A 14035-nucleotide genomic window follows, 5' to 3' on the forward strand; every position below is an offset into this window, starting at 1 on the left:
ATTTCAATATCAAACCAAAATCACTAATTTGGTGGTTATAGTCAAACTGCCAATCATGAAAATTTATTAATACGAAATGAAAGGTCGATTAAGCATTGATTGGTGAAATTGATTGATGATGGTTGGCCAATTTAATCAATCGCTCCTGATTGATCATTGATTCTGGATTATTCTTCGCCTTTGGCAGCGTTGCTCAGAGGGCCAACGGCTGGCAGATTCAACGACCAGTGATATTCGATCGGGAGCTGTTTGTTTTGGCAACTGGCTTCCAACTGTTTTTGAACGGCGAGTGCCCGGCGCAGGGTGGCCACCAATTCTTGGAGCTGTCGGTGTTCCTCCGTGCCTCGTTTGAGAGTGCCACTGGTTTCTCGTTCCAGCAACTGAAGAAGTAGTTCGTAGTGAATGTGTGAAGGCAGCGGAATTGGAGCTTGGGACGGCCGATCCATAGGACATTCACGAAGTGATTCTGAAAAGATTCTAAAGTCAAATTCAAGGTTAGTGGGATTTGGTTACCGTTTTAGTTGCAGCTTTTGCTCCAGTGATTTTGTGGGAATCAATTCTGTGGCAATAGATAATATTGAACCATTTTACTGCTATTGTCGGGGTCTTCATCGGGAAAATTTTGATTTAGGTCTTTTAACTGTCCATAGGGAAGAGAACGAGGAAGGGAATATAGATTCAGAATTTATCGAGTAGCTATTCAGAAAAGATCAAGCTAAATTTCAAGTAAGATTTTCCAAAAATTTTTGATGACTTGATGGCTGGCAGAAGCAGATTTATAGATGCGGATTTTTATAGACGGAGAGTATTGGGGGGCTAAAACGAGGGATTCCTTGCAATTCACCGATTTGGGGCTGAGGGAGGCTGGTTAGCGTGCAGGCGTTCTTGGAGTGGGTTTTATCGGAAATTATGCATCTGGGGCCCTGGAGCGGTGTCGCTTTCATGGTTGTGTATGTGGTTGCCACGGTGGCGCTGGTTCCCGGATCGCTGTTGACCTTGGGGGCCGGGGTGCTGTTTGGGGTGGGTTGGGGATCAGTGATTGTTTTCTGGGCGGCCACGCTGGGGTCGTTGGCGGCGTTCCTGGTGGGACGCTATGGCATTCGGGATTGGGTGGAACAGCGCTGGATTGCTGGAAATCGACAATTTCAGGCGATCGATCGCGCCATTGCAGAAGATGGCCTCAAGATTGTGTTGCTGATGCGCTTGTCGCCGCTGTTTCCCTTTAATGCCTTGAACTATATGTTGGGGCTAACGCAGGTTTCGATCCGAGACTACCTGTTGGCTTCGATCGGGATGTTGCCGGGAACGGTTGCCTATGTCTATATCGGGGCTTCTTTTCGGGACTTGGCCAGCCTGTTTGCGGGGTATGGAGAACGAGCCAAAAGCCCGATCGAGTGGTTGCTCTTTATTTTGGGTTTGATCGCCACCCTAGTTGTAACCGGGATCGTGACGAAGGCGGCCCGCTCGGCGCTCGATCGAATTGCCGCTTCTACCCCTCCCGATTTACCGTAATTGGCAGCTCCCGCTGAAAAAAGCGATAGGCTGGAGAAATCAACACCCATTCAAGCTCAACTTAGCCTGAACTCAACCGACTGGCGACTTTTAGCCTGCGGCCCCATTTCCAAACCCACCCTTGATCCAGCAACGGCTGATCCAGCGACGGCATTTCTGCGGTATTGGTATCGACAGAGGCAACCACTGCCAGCTCCATCACCCCCCACTGCCCTTGATGAGCGTTTGCATGTAGTTTGATTGCAACTGGCTTGCAGCTTGATTTTGATTGACGTTGATTGTAAAGAGTTTGCGCCTTTTTGGCTGGAATGCGGGTGGATGGTCACGGTGCAGGCCCGCCTCGATCCATAACTTATTGATCTTATGGTTCATCGCTTATGTCGGTTTCGCCCGATCCTTTCCCTGCCTCACGCGCGCCCTTGCAACTGCTTCTGTTTGTGGATCACCGCTCCAGTTCCTGGGAGCAAGCAAGCCTAATTCAGGGTCGATTACAGTCCTTAAAAGCCCGTTACCCCTTTGCTTTCGACATTGTGGACGTGGCCGAGCAGCCCTACGTGGCTGAACATTTCCGGCTCATTGCCACGCCTGCGCTGGTGAAGGTGCATCCCCACCCTCGCCAAACCCTGACGGGAATGGACTTGGCCCAGCAACTGGATGCTTGGTGGGAGCGGTGGCAAGAGGCAATTCACGACAGCTTGGACTTGCCGGAGAACAACCAGCCGATGGACATGATGCCGACGGATGGTTCGCCCTCGTCGTTGGCAACGGCGGCGGAGGTGATTCGTCTGTCAGATGAAGTCTTTCGGTTAGGGCGGGAAAAGGCGGAGTTAAGGGAACTGTTGCGGTTTAAGGATCGGGCGATCGAGATTGTGGCCCACGATTTGCGAAACCCTTTAGCGGCGGCTTCGATGGCGATCGAGACCCTGGAGGCCAGCTATCGACCCAACACCATTCAGGCGGCCCAGATGACCGACAGCCTGCGGGAGCGACTGTTGATGCAGGCGCGATCGCAAATTCGGGCGATCGATCGCTTGATTGCCAACCTGTTGGAAGTGTCCCAAGGGGAGGGGCAAGAGGCCGACATTCAACCCCAATCCGTGGATCTCAAGGCCCTTTGTCACGCGGTGATTGACACCTTCAGCAGCCGAATTAGCCTGAAGCACCAAACCCTAGAAACGGATATTCCCCAAGATTTGCCGGTGGTTTATGCCGACCCCGATCGAATTCGGCAAGTGATTTCCAACCTGCTGGACAATGCCGTGAAATACACGCCGGATGGGGGCACAATCCATGTGGCCGCCCTCCACCGCACCACCCAGAATGTGCAGGTCAGCATTTGCGACAGCGGCCCCGGCATTCCCGACAGCCAACGTAGCTCCATCTTTAAGGAGCGATTCCGACTGCAACGAGATCAACGCTCAGAAGGATATGGCATTGGGCTAGCTGCCTGCCAGCGGGCGATTCGGGCCCACTATGGACAAATTTGGGTTGATGAGCGGCCGGGCGGCGGGAGTTGTTTTCATTTCACCCTCCCGGTTTACCAAAAGCTGGGGTACAAGCCGTCTGCTTTATAGGGCAACCATTAACTGATCAAGAAGATGTCTGAGCAATAACTTGGGGCACTGGCAAAGCACCAGTGTATTGGCAAAGCACCAGGATTGGTGGAGGCAAGGGGCTTAGAGCTAATTCATAAAGAGAAGCTAAAGCCGACTTGGCAGCTCTAAATTCGGTTTTAGGCTAGACCTACCCGAAGTATCACCCAGCTCATGAGTCGTCTCCCGGTCATTGCCAATCCTACCCGCAAAGCCTATCCCAGTGATTTGAGCGATGATGAGTGGGTGCTCCTCCAGCCGCTGCTGCCCGCTCCTAAAGGCTTTGGACATCCGATAGAAGTTGATTTCCGAGAAATCCTCAATGGCATCTTTTACGTCCAGCGCACTGGCTGCCAGTGGAAATGCTGCCTCACGATTTACCCCCTTACAGCACGGTCTACCATTACTTCCAGAAATGGCAACGGAAAGGAATTTGGCAGCAAATGCATGACCAGATGCGAGAGCAACTGCGGAGCAAATTAGGTCGTTCAGAGCAATCTAGTGTCAGTATCGGTGACTCTCAGTCGGTGAAAACGACGGAAAAAAGGGGGTGGTCTACGGCTTCGATGGTGGCAAAAAGGTTAAGGGACGTAAACGCCACATTATCGTTGACTCGCAAGGGTTCCAAATGGGGTCGTTGGTGACTGAAGCGAATGCTTCTGAGCGACTGGGAGCGATTGTGGTGTTAGAGGAAGTGAAGGAGAAGCTATCTCGGCTAGAAGTTGTTTGGGTCGATCAGGGGTATTCCGGGAAAAAGTTTGCGGATGCTGTGAAGCGTGTGTGTGGTGAGAGTGTGCGCGTGGAGGTGATCAGCCGAATCGGTAGAGGGTTTGAGAGGTTGCCCAAGCGATGGATTGTCGAGCGGACGTTTGGCTGGCTGAACCGATTTCGGCGATTGAGCAAGGACTATGAGTTGTATTCGGAGACGAGCGAAGGGATGATTTACGGCTGCTTAATGCATTTGATGGTGAAACGATTAGCGGGGATGGCTGATTAATATTGTCTTTATAAATCAGCTCTTAAGCCCCTTGTCTTTGGTTCCTTAGAATTGCTCAAAACGACTGATGAATTGGTTCCTATTCGTCTGGCTCGATCGTGCTGGTTAGCCCTTTGTTTTTGAGGGTTTCGCAATAAAATTCCGCATGTTCCTGGGCACAGGTAATGACCAAAGCCAAGCCGTTAAAATGGGCTTCCATCATGATGTTAACGGCTTGGGGTTGGGTAAGGCTGCTAACGGTTTGTAACAGCGTTTCCACCACATATTCCATGGAATTAAAGTCATCGTTATGCAGCAGCACTTTGTAGCGAGGTGCTGGTTTACGGATGGTGGCGGCTGACTTCTTTTCTATGATTTCAACGGACATGGCGTAGTTCCTCGGTAAACGGCATAAGTAACCATTGGGGCGATTCAGCTGTTGGCCTAATTGCTTAAACCCGATTAGCAAGAGGAGCGATCGCTCACTGCAATTCACTCTTTATTATTATCAACTTTTCTCGACAGTCAACTTGCTATTCCGGTTCTGAAAATGCCTAGGTCTGGGGGTTGGTTAAAGCGTTTACGCCTGTGACCCATTTAGGGTTTATGCGGGCGATCGGGCTGCCTATTACAGAAATAATGGCTACCGTAATCGATTAGCGTGGTGACAGTCAGCCCCAGGCAAAGGGACAGGCCAACCTGCCAGCGGTTGAAAAAAATGGCATAGCGCACCGCGGCCCAGGTGAAATAGGTGCGCCAGAGGTCAAATTCTTCGCGCATTGCCCAGAGACTAGCTAGGCCCATCGTGCCCCAACAGAGGACGAGCAGCAACCAGCGCGATCGACTGGGCAAGCGAGAGGAAGAAGGAGCAGGCACGCTTGGGCAAGGGGCGAGGAAGAAAAGACAAACGGCCGATCAAGAAGTCTTTGGGGTCGAGCAAGAAACTGGCATTAGGGCACTCAGCAACAGCAAAGTTGCAGAAACCCAGCAAACCCGTTCAGTAGCTCTGTTCAGCCAACCAATTTAGCCAACCAATTCAGCCAACCGATTCAGCAAAGAAGGGAATGGCTAAATAGAGTCTTGGAGCTTGGTTTCGGTTTCCGTGGCAGGTTTGGGGGGCACATAGCCCGGGCGCGATCGCCACCAGGCTAGCAGGGTACTGGCGATGAAAATACTGGAGTAAGCCCCAGAGATGAACCCAATGATCAGGGCTAGCGAAAAGTCCCGCAGGGTGGAACCCCCAAACAGGAAGATCGCCACAACCGAAAGCAAGGTGCTGGCGGTGGTGTTGAGCGATCGGGTCAGGGTTTGATTCACCGCATCGTTCACCACTGTGCTCGATCGGGCGGTGGGATTTTGGGCAATGTTCTCCCGCACCCGATCGGAAATCACCACAGTGTCATTCACGGAAAAGCCAATGATTGTCAGCAGGGCCACGATAAACAGCGTGTCAATTTCCGTGCCGCCAAACCAGCCCATGGCCGGAAATGCCCCGACCGTAATCAGCACATCGTGGATTAGGGCCACCACCGCAAAAATGGCGTAGTCCCACTGAAAGCGGAAACGCAGATAGATCACAATGCCCAGCAGGGAAAGCAACACAGCCATCACCCCGGAGTTCAGCACCTGCTGCCCCAGCACGGGCCCCACCGTGTCAATCAGCGTTCCTTGGGCATCAAACTTGCCCAATTTGGCTTCCAGGGCGGTCACCAAGGCCGTGCGCTTCTCGGCCGCTAAATCCTGTGATCGGATGGCGATGATATGTCGGTCTTGGCCCTTGGAGTCCACATCCAACAACTGGACAGCCGCGCCGCCCAAGTCCTGTTCGTTCAGCACGGCCCTGCACATCGGCCAGTTCCACAGGTTTTTGGCATTGGGGTTGGGCCCCGGTGGCTGGGCAGTCCAGTTGCAGTTGCAGGCGAGTTCCCCCCACAAAGTCCAGTCCCAACTTCAGGGGCGTGCCAAAGGTGACCATGCAACCAATCACGGCGATCGCCCCGGCAACGGTCAAAGCCAGGGACAGCGACCACCACAACCGACTTTTTTCAATAATCTTCAGGTTCATCGCGCTTGCTGATTCAGGAGGGCAGGTGGAATGGGGCGAAGGGGGCGCTAGTTGCCCGAGCCAGCCGTTTTCAGATTGGCGGCCTTTAGACCAGGGCAATACCACTCAGGACGGCGCAGGGAAGGAATACTGAGGGCCACAAACAACAGAGTGCGACTACAGGTGAGGGCGGTGAACATGCTCAACAACACCCCATCGCCAGGGTGAGGGCAAACCCTTTGACCAAACCTGTGCCCAGCCAAAACAGCACCACACAGGCAATCAGGGTGGTGACGTTACCATCCAAAATGCTGGAAAACGCCCTATAGAAACCGGATTCGACCTATTCAGAAAGACTCTTGCCCGCTTGCAATTCCTCGCGGGTGCGCTCGAAGATTAGCACGTTGGCATCCACCGCCATCCCGATGCTGAGAATGAAACCCGCAATCCCTGGTAACGAGAGGGTGACAGGCACTAACGCGAATACTGCAAAGTTCAACAGGGCATAGATGATCAGGCCAGGTCAGCCACCACGCCGGCAGGCGATAGTAGATGGCCATAAGATTAGCACCAACACCAAGCCACCCACACCAGCCCAAATGCTGCTTTCTACGCTGTCGCGACCCAAAGTTGCGCCTACGGTGCGGGTTTCCACCAACTTCACGGGCAGGGGCAAGGCTCCACCCTTCAGTTGAATCACCAACTCTTGGGAGGAGTCGGCGGTGAAGTTACCGCGAATTTCGGTGCTGCCGCCGGTAATTCCCAATTGGGCATATTCCGCCCGACCACCGGTGCGGTTAACAAGTCCCGATTCAGAAAAATACCCAGGCCGCGACCCGTGCCCGCCAGTTTTTTCGGTCAGTTCCGCATAGCGATCGGCGGCATCGGCCGAAGCGAATAATCACGACCCAGAGTTACCCAAACCACCATCCGGGGCGGCTCCCGCTTCCCGGAGATCTTGCCCGTGAGCACCGCTTTTTCAAACAGTTGGCTAATGGCTTCCTGGCTCCGTTCGATCGCCCGCCGATTTTCGTCGATCGCGGCCTTGTCCCCTGCCTGAATCAGCGCGGCCCGTTTCGCCTTCAGCTCGTCGTAAACTTGCCGTTCCGCTTGGTATTGGGCTCGGTTCCCGGTTTTTGCTCCCGAACTCCAGCCGCGCCGTGTTGCCCAACTCGCTCCGCCTGTTCCGGGTCGCTGACCCCCGGCAGTTGCACCACCAGCTTGTCGTTGCCGGACGTTTGCACCAGGGCTTCGGAAACCCCCAGCTCATTAATCCGGTTATCAATAACTTTGCGGATGGCGAGATCTTCGGGCGTGACCTGGGAATTTCCGGCGTGGTCATGACCTGGAGTGTCAGTTGGGAGCCACCGCGTAGGTCAAGCCCCAACTGCACGGGCAGGTTAACAATCACGGCGATCGCCGCGATCGTCAGCACCACAATGAAACCAAGGGTAAATTTCTGGCGTTGCATAGGCCTCAGGATTGCGCGTCGCCGATCGGCTTAACCAACGACCCCCGAAACGGCCGGATGTCGCAACGAACACACTACACCGCAACCCCGACCGCCGAAGCGAGTGATCGCGGCTGTAACCCTTGAACTGTTTATGAACCTTCGGCGCTGGATTGGTACTGAACTGAATTAGTACTGAGTTGGCGCTGCATTGATTCTGAACGGCGTTACCATCAACCCGTGATCCCAACGGTTGATTAACCCCAGCAGCTCAGGCAACGACCCGCAGGGTTCATCAACAGGGGTTCATCAACACACTGAGCGCCAGGAAATAGAAACCAGAAAATCAGGCAAAATAACCCACAGACAAACGCCTATCGCCCCTGATGGTTGCAAAATCTTGCATAACTGGAGCGATCGCCCGGGTTGAGCAACGCAGGAGAACGCATGGCCGAGTTATCCACCTGCCTGGACTGTGGCGGAGCAGTGCCCTTGGGGGCGGCGGCGCGTCCCCATTGCGGGGCGATTCGACGATTTGGGATTGCCCTGTGCGGTTTGTCAGCAGCCGATCGCCCCTCGGCGGTGGTTTATTTACCCCAGTTACAGCGCTTCTTTCATGAAGACTGCTTGGCTCAGGTGCAATTAGCCCCGCGACCCGTGGCAGTTGTGGAGCCTTGGCCCTGGATGCGTCCTTGGAACATTGCCCCAACTGTGGTGCGCCTCTGGATCACCAGGCCCTGTAAATTTTGTGGCCATGCCTTTGCACCAGATCTGACCGGCTGTGAGGATTGGATCCACAAAGTTGAACGAGATGGCCTGCTCATTTACGAAGATATTGCCCGCCGAGGCGAAGCCCATCGGATTTGTGCGGAGCAAGGGGCGGGTTTGCCCGCCAAGATTTGTATCAGGATTTGTTTGAAGCATTGAAAGTGGGAGATTGGCGATCGGCCGATCGAGAAACCGATCGGCTAGTGCGTTACTTTGCCGCCCAATGCTCCTTTCTGGAATTACCCACGGCGGAACTGCAACAGATTGATGAGCTGTGGGTGACCTACAGTCGCGGGCAATTTGGCTGGAGTATTCAAGCGGCCCTGTGGACAGAATTGGGTGGACAGCCGGGAGAGTGGGATCCAGAGGTTTATGAGCAGTTGGCGGACTATGTGGGCTGGCAAGTGACCCTGTTTGATCCCGATGCGGTGGCCCAGGATGACTGGCAACGGCTAGCCCTTTGGTGGCAACGGTTTCGGGGCACTGCGCCCGATCGGGTGGTGGAACTGATTCCTTACGATTCCCTCATTTTTGACCTGTCGGCTCCGGTGGGTCATTTGCCCTACCCCGGTGCGGAGACGGGGCGCAACTTTGCAGCGGGGCGATCGCGCCAAGACTCTTGGGATGTACCCTATTTGGCGCTTCACTGGCCTCCGGCCGATTGGTCGGCCGTCGAGGAGGATCGATTCATGAATGATGACCAGGAGCATGGGTTGAGATTGCCAGCGGATGATGTTCCCGATGATGATCTCCCTGAGGAGTTCGATGATTTGCCGGATGCCGCCGCTGAGATTGCCCGCGATCGGGATGTGAACCCATGAGCAGCTCCCCGAAGCGATCGAGCCGATTTGGGAATTTAGGCGGTTTTTGGCCCGGCGGATCTGGGCCGGGCCGATCAGGTTGGGTGATTGGGTTCGTTTTGGTGGTGGCGGTGCTGTTGCGGTTTTCGGCCCTCGATCGCGCGGTTTACTGGTACGACGAAACCATCACCTCCGTCCGCATTGCTGGTTATACCAAGGAGCAAGTGGAGGACTTTTTCCAGCCCCAGGGGCGGCCTGTTTTCCCCGCTGATTTAGTTCCCTTGCAGCGATCGGGCGATCATCCTTGGCTGGCGACGCTCCACAGCCTGGCCACCGAAACCCCCGACCAAGTGCCGCTCTATTACCTGTTGCTGCGGGGCTGGACGCACTTGGCAGGGGACTCGGTAGCGGCGATTCGGGCCTTTTCTGCCCTGGTGAGCCTGCTGGTGTTTCCGGCTTTGGTTCTGTTTGGGCAGGCTTGGTTAGCCGATTGGCCCAGGGCCCGATCGGTGATTGGTTTGGCGATCGGTCTGGTGGCCGTTTCCCCGATCCAAGTGGTCTATGCCCGCGAAGCCCGGGGCTACAGTTTGGCGGTGGTGTTGTTTTTGTTGGCCAGTTGGGCCCTGTTGCGTGCTCTGCGGCTCGATCGCGGGCAAACCCACCCATCAGCCTGGATGACCTACGGAGTCTTGGTGGCCTGGAATTTCTATGGCCATTTGCCCTTGGCCCTTGGGATTGCTGCCCAAGGAGCCTACGTGGCCCTGTGGGATGGCTGGAGCCATCGCACCGGGGTTGGAATGCCTTGCGCCATAACCTTTTGGCCGGTGGTTCCCTGCTGGGGGTGTTGGTGCTGTTTAGTCCCTGGCTGGTTTGTTGGTTGACCTATCCAAAACCCATGGGTTGGATTCATTTGGGAGCTGACTTGGGGAACCTTGGTACAGTGTTGGGGCTGAATTTCAGTGTGATCGCCCTGGATTGGCAAGCCTGTTTCATCGGCTCTGTTCCACATCACCCAGGAAACCTACCCCATCGCCCTGTCCTGGCATTGGCTCCCGATCGGGTTGTTGCTGGCGATGGTTGCGATCAGCATTCGGCGGTTGCTGCGGGTCACGCCGCCGGAGATTTGGCTGTTTCCCCTACTGACTGGCGCGATCGCCCTGCCCTTTGCCCTGTTGGATGCGGTGGATGGCGGCCAGTGATTGACCATTGCCCGCTACTTCCTTCCGGCCTGCTGGCCCTCACCTGGGTGCTGGCCTTTTGGTCTCAGCGAAGCTTGGGCTAACCAACGGCGGCGGCCTTGGGCTGCGGGGGCGATCGCCCTGTTGTGGGTGGTGGGGCTGCCTGCCCAGTAGCCAAGGCGTGATGGCTCCCACCTGGTGGAACAAATACAGCAGTTACGACGATCCCGGCGATCGCCCAGCGGGTGAGCGAGCTGCAGCCACCCGTGGTGATCAGCGGCAATGCTCTGCGGTTGCTTACCCTGCCCGTTGCCTGCCATCCCAAGCCCAACTGATTTACCTAGAGAATCCATCTGCCCCTTCCTGAAACCATTCAGCGGGCGATCGCCTATTGGCCCAAGACAGAATGGCTGATTTGCTTAAAACCAATCCCCGCTACCAAATCCAGGCAATTGAACCCTTTAACAACACTTGGATCATTCAAGTGCTGGATTAATCACCCCCCAAAGCGCCCTAGCACTGATTGATCGGCCTATCGTCAACATTTGGAACCTGACCCATTCTGAAACTTGGGCAATGAGCAACCGAAGAACTTCATTTTTTCGATCAGACCATGATCCTCAATTTTTAGATTCTTCAGCAATTGCCTGGTATTACGGTTCATGTGCAAATCATGAATAAACCCAACAAAGGCTACCGCTGATCTCGGAAGTTTCCTAGGCTAGAAATTGGAATTTAGGAGGCGATTCAAGCATGAGTTCTGAATTTAAAACCAGTCTCAGCCACGCTCTCGGTCTGGGGCAATCGGCTTGGAAAATGACCGTTGAGATCGCGCTCTTGTTGTGGGTTGGGGCCACCTTGGCGATCGACCTGGCGGCCATGCCTGCCCTCTACATGGGCGGCATGATGGAGCGGCCCGACTTCGCGCCCGTGGGTTGGTCACTGCTCAATGGGTTTAACCACGTGGGGCTGTTGGTGGCCGGGTAGTGATGGCCGGTGCGCTGGCCTTGGGATATCGCCACGAAGTGAGCCGCCTCAGCGAGCGGTGGGTGGTGGCGATCGCGGTGGTGCTGATGGCCATCATGTTGATGCAAACCTATTGGCTCGCGCCGACCATGGCGGGGCTAGGGGCTTCCCTGTCTTGGGCTAGCACTGCTCCCTCGGTTCCGGCGGCCATGACCCTTTGGCATGGGGGCTACTTTGGGCTGGAAACCCTGAAGCTGCTGTTGAGCGGCAGCCTGTTGGGGTTATGTGTGCGTGGGGCGGTGGTGCGCCAATCCTAATGGCTTGTTGTGTGCCAGTTTGAGGTTAATTCCCTGGCGTGATCGGGGCGCTGGGGGGTGGGTACGCCAATCAGTCCAAATTTTTGGAAGGCAATCACCACCCCTACGGAGATGACCGCCCCATCGCCAGACCCGCCAAAAGCAAGATTCAAGAAAGTGCGCTGCATCAATTTTTTGGTGCGCGCATCCACGCTTTGGGGAGCCACTAGCCCGGTGCCGTAGCCATTGCCCCGGCAGTTCTCCGGTGGGAGATTCCAGGCAGTGAACCGGGCAGCGACGACCCAGAACCCCCCAAGGGATTGGGATTGGATGAGTTAGGAAACATTGATTCAACCGCGCTTAAACGCTGGCAAAAAGGGCTGACCAAGGCTGCACGGGGGCATCATCCGCGCGACGATTTCCACAATTTTGTTGCGGGCCGCCGGTTCCCACAAGGCTTCGACACAAACCTTGGCCACCTGCGATCGGGGAATCCATTCCTCAAAGAGCGTATCGGCAGTGCTCATCACCACAGGAGTGTCCCGATCTTCGTTTTTCAGACCGCCGGCTGTACGATCGTGTAGGTCAGTCCGCTGTTTTGGAAGTAGCGCTCACCTTGTTGTTTCCAAAACAAAATCAACCAAAACAAATTCAGCGGGTGGAGCAGCTTGGACACACAAAGGGAAGAGACCAGCACCAACTGCTCAATGCCCGCCGCCTTGGCTGCATCGGTTGTTCTTGGTTCCCAGATAATCCACCTGCAAGGGCCCGTTGGATCCAAGCTGGGCCTGGCTCCGGCAGCGCTCAAAACCACTGTGCAACCGGCTAAGGCAGAGTCGATTCAAGCGGCGATTCAGTAAATTGCCCTGCACCACTTCCACCGAATCCGGCAAAATCGCGCGAGCGGTGGCCAAATTCGCGCACCACGGCCCGCACAGGCACTTGGCGATCGACCAAGGCTTGCAGATTCGCCTGCCCGTTTCGCCGGTTGCACCAACACCACGGCTTTCATCGCTGTTTCCGTCTCCCTTGTCCAGTTGGTTATGGTCTCTGATCGCCTGTTAGCGGGTGATTAACCCTCGAATCGGCCTGAAAGCGGTCGCGAATAGCCCAAAGCATCCTTCACCCGAAGCAGGGTGGCATTGGCCAACGGTGCGGTCGCCTTTTCGCGACCATCCCGCAACACAGATTCCAGATAGCCCCGATCGCCCATCACTTCGTTATATTTTTGCTGAATCGGCTCCAGCGCCGCGTATCGTCGTTTCCGTCAGCAGGGGCTTGAACTGTCCCCTGGAACCCATGTCGGCAGACATTCCGCCGCCACTTCCTCGCGGGATTTGCCGGACAAAAATTGATAGAGACCCAACAGGTTGTGGCATTCGGCGATCGGGTTATTAACTCCAAACCGCGCTGGGGGGTCAGTTTTGCAGCGCTTAATTTTCTTGGCGATCGGGTCGGGGCTGTCCAACAGCTCAATCCGGCTTATCTCCGTCGGATCCGACTTCGACATCTTCTTCGTCCCTGTCCGTCAGGCTCATCACGCGGGCCCCTTCCTTGCGGATGGCGGGTTCAGGCACTTTCAAAATTGGCTCGCTCCTCGCTGCCGTATTGATGATTCACCCGAATCGCCACATCGCGGGTTAACTCCAAGTGCTGCTTCTGGTCTTCGCCCACCGGCACCAAATCCGCGTCATAAAGCAAAATATCCGCCGCCATCAACACCGGATAGTCCAGCAGACCCACACTGACATTTTCGCCTTGCTTCAGGGCTTTTTCCTTAAACTGAATCATCCGCTCCAGCCAATTCAGGGGCGTGACGCAATTCCAGACCAAGCTCAATTCGCTGTGGGCGCTCACGTGGGATTGGATAAAGATTGTGGAAGCAACTGAGGTCAATTCCACAGCGAAGTAGAGGGCGGCAATCTTGAAGCTGTCCGCGGCGAATACCGCCGGATTGTGGGGAACGGTGATGGCGTGCAAATCCACCACACAGAAAAAATTGTCGTACTGGTGCTGATTGACGACCCAATTACGGATTGCGCCCAAGTAGTTGCCGAGGTGGATGCTGCCGGTGGGTTGTACGCCGGAGAGAACTCGTTTTTTGCTGGTTTGGCTCATGGGTTGCAAAGGGGGGCCGATTTGGGTGGAGCAGTTTTCTAGGTTGTCTGGGCGGCGACGAGGGAAACGATTCAATGGCTCTTTGTTCGTCTAGCAATTCCAACGGGGGGCAACTGCTGGCGTTCCCTTGCCACCGCTTAGGAATCCTAGCGCGGCAGTTCGCCGGATTCAATCTGGATGACGATCGGGTTGGATAGCGATTTGGGTGCAGGCTGGGGCAATAACTTGGCTACAATCCGAGAAATTTTGCCTGAACTGTTGAGCTTGATTAGTGAAGAGGGCGATCGCGATGGGGCGGGGTTATGGTCTGGGGATGGCGTTTGAGCGGCGGGGCG

The 14035-nt window shown here is 55.2% G+C and carries 16 protein-coding genes and 4 pseudogenes; 12 read left to right on the top strand and 8 right to left on the bottom strand.

What is annotated here, in order from left to right:
• Positions 1 to 167: 167 nt before the first annotated feature.
• Positions 168 to 446 (bottom strand): DUF5340 family protein, encoded by a 279-nt coding sequence (locus ACZA91_RS18850; protein ID WP_463184061.1) that lies wholly within the window; start codon positions 444 to 446, stop codon positions 168 to 170.
• Between the two features lie 427 nt (positions 447 to 873).
• On the opposite strand from ACZA91_RS18850, the gene ACZA91_RS18855 reads away from it, so the two are divergent.
• From ACZA91_RS18855 to ACZA91_RS18865, 3 genes and pseudogenes are all read left to right on the top strand, one after another.
• On the top strand, positions 874 to 1512 hold the full coding sequence (locus tag ACZA91_RS18855) for a TVP38/TMEM64 family protein (protein WP_370567699.1): 639 nt from the start codon (positions 874 to 876) through the stop codon (positions 1510 to 1512).
• A 377-nt stretch (positions 1513 to 1889) separates the two neighbouring features.
• Positions 1890 to 3086, top strand: coding sequence for a histidine kinase (locus ACZA91_RS18860; protein WP_463184062.1), 1197 nt, complete (start codon positions 1890 to 1892; stop codon positions 3084 to 3086).
• Positions 3087 to 3278: 192 nt separating this feature from the next.
• Positions 3279 to 4101 (top strand): annotated as a pseudogene (locus ACZA91_RS18865) (IS5 family transposase).
• A gap of 79 nt (positions 4102 to 4180) precedes the next feature.
• On the opposite strand, the gene clpS reads toward ACZA91_RS18865, so the two are convergent.
• The 4 genes and pseudogenes from clpS to secD all read right to left on the bottom strand — a co-directional run bounded on the left by clpS (position 4181) and on the right by secD (position 7595).
• The gene (gene clpS / locus ACZA91_RS18870) at positions 4181 to 4468 is read right to left on the bottom strand and encodes an ATP-dependent Clp protease adapter ClpS (RefSeq protein WP_099533615.1); all 288 of its coding nucleotides are present in this window, start codon (positions 4466 to 4468) and stop codon (positions 4181 to 4183) included.
• A 209-nt stretch (positions 4469 to 4677) separates the two neighbouring features.
• Positions 4678 to 4956: a hypothetical protein gene (locus ACZA91_RS18875; protein ID WP_463184064.1), complete on the bottom strand. Its 279-nt coding sequence runs from the start codon at positions 4954 to 4956 to the stop codon at positions 4678 to 4680.
• Positions 4957 to 5148: 192 nt separating this feature from the next.
• A pseudogene (secF, locus tag ACZA91_RS18880) lies at positions 5149 to 6145 on the bottom strand (protein translocase subunit SecF).
• Positions 6146 to 6192: 47 nt separating this feature from the next.
• Positions 6193 to 7595: pseudogene (gene secD, locus ACZA91_RS18885) on the bottom strand (protein translocase subunit SecD).
• Positions 7596 to 8021: 426 nt separating this feature from the next.
• Here secD and ACZA91_RS18890 point away from each other — a divergent pair.
• The 8 genes from ACZA91_RS18890 to ACZA91_RS18925 all read left to right on the top strand — a co-directional run bounded on the left by ACZA91_RS18890 (position 8022) and on the right by ACZA91_RS18925 (position 11603).
• Positions 8022 to 8501: a hypothetical protein gene (locus tag ACZA91_RS18890; RefSeq protein ID WP_463184066.1), complete on the top strand. Its 480-nt coding sequence runs from the start codon at positions 8022 to 8024 to the stop codon at positions 8499 to 8501.
• Between the two features lie 2 nt (positions 8502 to 8503).
• Positions 8504 to 9163 carry a GUN4 domain-containing protein gene (locus tag ACZA91_RS18895; protein ID WP_463186480.1) on the top strand — a complete coding sequence of 220 codons (660 nt, stop codon included), beginning with the start codon at positions 8504 to 8506 and terminating at the stop codon, positions 9161 to 9163.
• Entirely contained in the window at positions 9160 to 10023 is an 864-nt protein-coding gene (locus ACZA91_RS18900; RefSeq protein ID WP_463184068.1) for a glycosyltransferase family 39 protein, read from the top strand. Before ACZA91_RS18895 ends, ACZA91_RS18900 begins: the two co-directional genes overlap by 4 nt.
• 192 nt (positions 10024 to 10215) lie before the next feature.
• Entirely contained in the window at positions 10216 to 10341 is a 126-nt protein-coding gene (locus tag ACZA91_RS18905) for a hypothetical protein (protein ID WP_463184069.1), read from the top strand.
• The gene (locus tag ACZA91_RS18910; protein ID WP_463184071.1) at positions 10342 to 10494 is read left to right on the top strand and encodes a hypothetical protein; all 153 of its coding nucleotides are present in this window, start codon (positions 10342 to 10344) and stop codon (positions 10492 to 10494) included. It abuts the gene before it with no gap.
• Between the two features lie 10 nt (positions 10495 to 10504).
• Complete coding sequence (locus tag ACZA91_RS18915; protein ID WP_463184073.1) at positions 10505 to 10687, top strand: hypothetical protein; 183 nt, start codon at positions 10505 to 10507, stop codon at positions 10685 to 10687.
• 386 nt (positions 10688 to 11073) lie between these two features.
• Entirely contained in the window at positions 11074 to 11307 is a 234-nt protein-coding gene (locus ACZA91_RS18920) for a hypothetical protein (protein WP_463184074.1), read from the top strand.
• A 2-nt stretch (positions 11308 to 11309) separates the two neighbouring features.
• Positions 11310 to 11603 carry a hypothetical protein gene (locus ACZA91_RS18925; RefSeq protein WP_463184076.1) on the top strand — a complete coding sequence of 98 codons (294 nt, stop codon included), beginning with the start codon at positions 11310 to 11312 and terminating at the stop codon, positions 11601 to 11603.
• Between the two features lie 329 nt (positions 11604 to 11932).
• On the opposite strand, the gene ACZA91_RS18930 is transcribed toward ACZA91_RS18925, so the two are convergent.
• The 3 genes and pseudogenes from ACZA91_RS18930 to trpS all read right to left on the bottom strand — a co-directional run bounded on the left by ACZA91_RS18930 (position 11933) and on the right by trpS (position 13700).
• Positions 11933 to 12109 (bottom strand): hypothetical protein, encoded by a 177-nt coding sequence (locus ACZA91_RS18930; protein WP_463184077.1) that lies wholly within the window; start codon positions 12107 to 12109, stop codon positions 11933 to 11935.
• A gap of 29 nt (positions 12110 to 12138) precedes the next feature.
• Complete coding sequence (locus tag ACZA91_RS18935) at positions 12139 to 12396, bottom strand: NAD(P)H-binding protein (protein WP_463184079.1); 258 nt, start codon at positions 12394 to 12396, stop codon at positions 12139 to 12141.
• A 258-nt stretch (positions 12397 to 12654) separates the two neighbouring features.
• Positions 12655 to 13700, bottom strand: a pseudogene (trpS, locus tag ACZA91_RS18940) (tryptophan--tRNA ligase).
• A 177-nt stretch (positions 13701 to 13877) separates the two neighbouring features.
• On the opposite strand from trpS, the gene ACZA91_RS18945 reads away from it, so the two are divergent.
• Positions 13878 to 14024 (top strand): hypothetical protein, encoded by a 147-nt coding sequence (locus ACZA91_RS18945; protein WP_463184081.1) that lies wholly within the window; start codon positions 13878 to 13880, stop codon positions 14022 to 14024.
• Positions 14025 to 14035: the final 11 nt, after the last annotated feature.

Source organism: Limnothrix sp. CMB-01 (assembly GCF_055193175.1).

Excerpts from the sequence above, each read along its gene's own strand:
- ACZA91_RS18850 (WP_463184061.1), bottom strand. The coding sequence starts at position 446 with ATGGATCGGCCGTCCCAAGCTCCAATTCCGCTGCCTTCACACATTCAC.
- ACZA91_RS18860 (WP_463184062.1), top strand. The coding sequence starts at position 1,890 with ATGTCGGTTTCGCCCGATCCTTTCCCTGCCTCACGCGCGCCCTTGCAA.
- clpS (WP_099533615.1), bottom strand. The coding sequence starts at position 4,468 with ATGTCCGTTGAAATCATAGAAAAGAAGTCAGCCGCCACCATCCGTAAA.
- ACZA91_RS18890 (WP_463184066.1), top strand. The coding sequence starts at position 8,022 with ATGGCCGAGTTATCCACCTGCCTGGACTGTGGCGGAGCAGTGCCCTTG.
- ACZA91_RS18900 (WP_463184068.1), top strand. The coding sequence starts at position 9,160 with ATGAGCAGCTCCCCGAAGCGATCGAGCCGATTTGGGAATTTAGGCGGT.
- ACZA91_RS18905 (WP_463184069.1), top strand. The coding sequence starts at position 10,216 with ATGGTTGCGATCAGCATTCGGCGGTTGCTGCGGGTCACGCCGCCGGAG.
- ACZA91_RS18915 (WP_463184073.1), top strand. The coding sequence starts at position 10,505 with ATGGCTCCCACCTGGTGGAACAAATACAGCAGTTACGACGATCCCGGC.
- ACZA91_RS18920 (WP_463184074.1), top strand. The coding sequence starts at position 11,074 with ATGAGTTCTGAATTTAAAACCAGTCTCAGCCACGCTCTCGGTCTGGGG.
- ACZA91_RS18925 (WP_463184076.1), top strand. The coding sequence starts at position 11,310 with ATGGCCGGTGCGCTGGCCTTGGGATATCGCCACGAAGTGAGCCGCCTC.
- ACZA91_RS18930 (WP_463184077.1), bottom strand. The coding sequence starts at position 12,109 with ATGAGCACTGCCGATACGCTCTTTGAGGAATGGATTCCCCGATCGCAG.
- ACZA91_RS18945 (WP_463184081.1), top strand. The coding sequence starts at position 13,878 with ATGACGATCGGGTTGGATAGCGATTTGGGTGCAGGCTGGGGCAATAAC.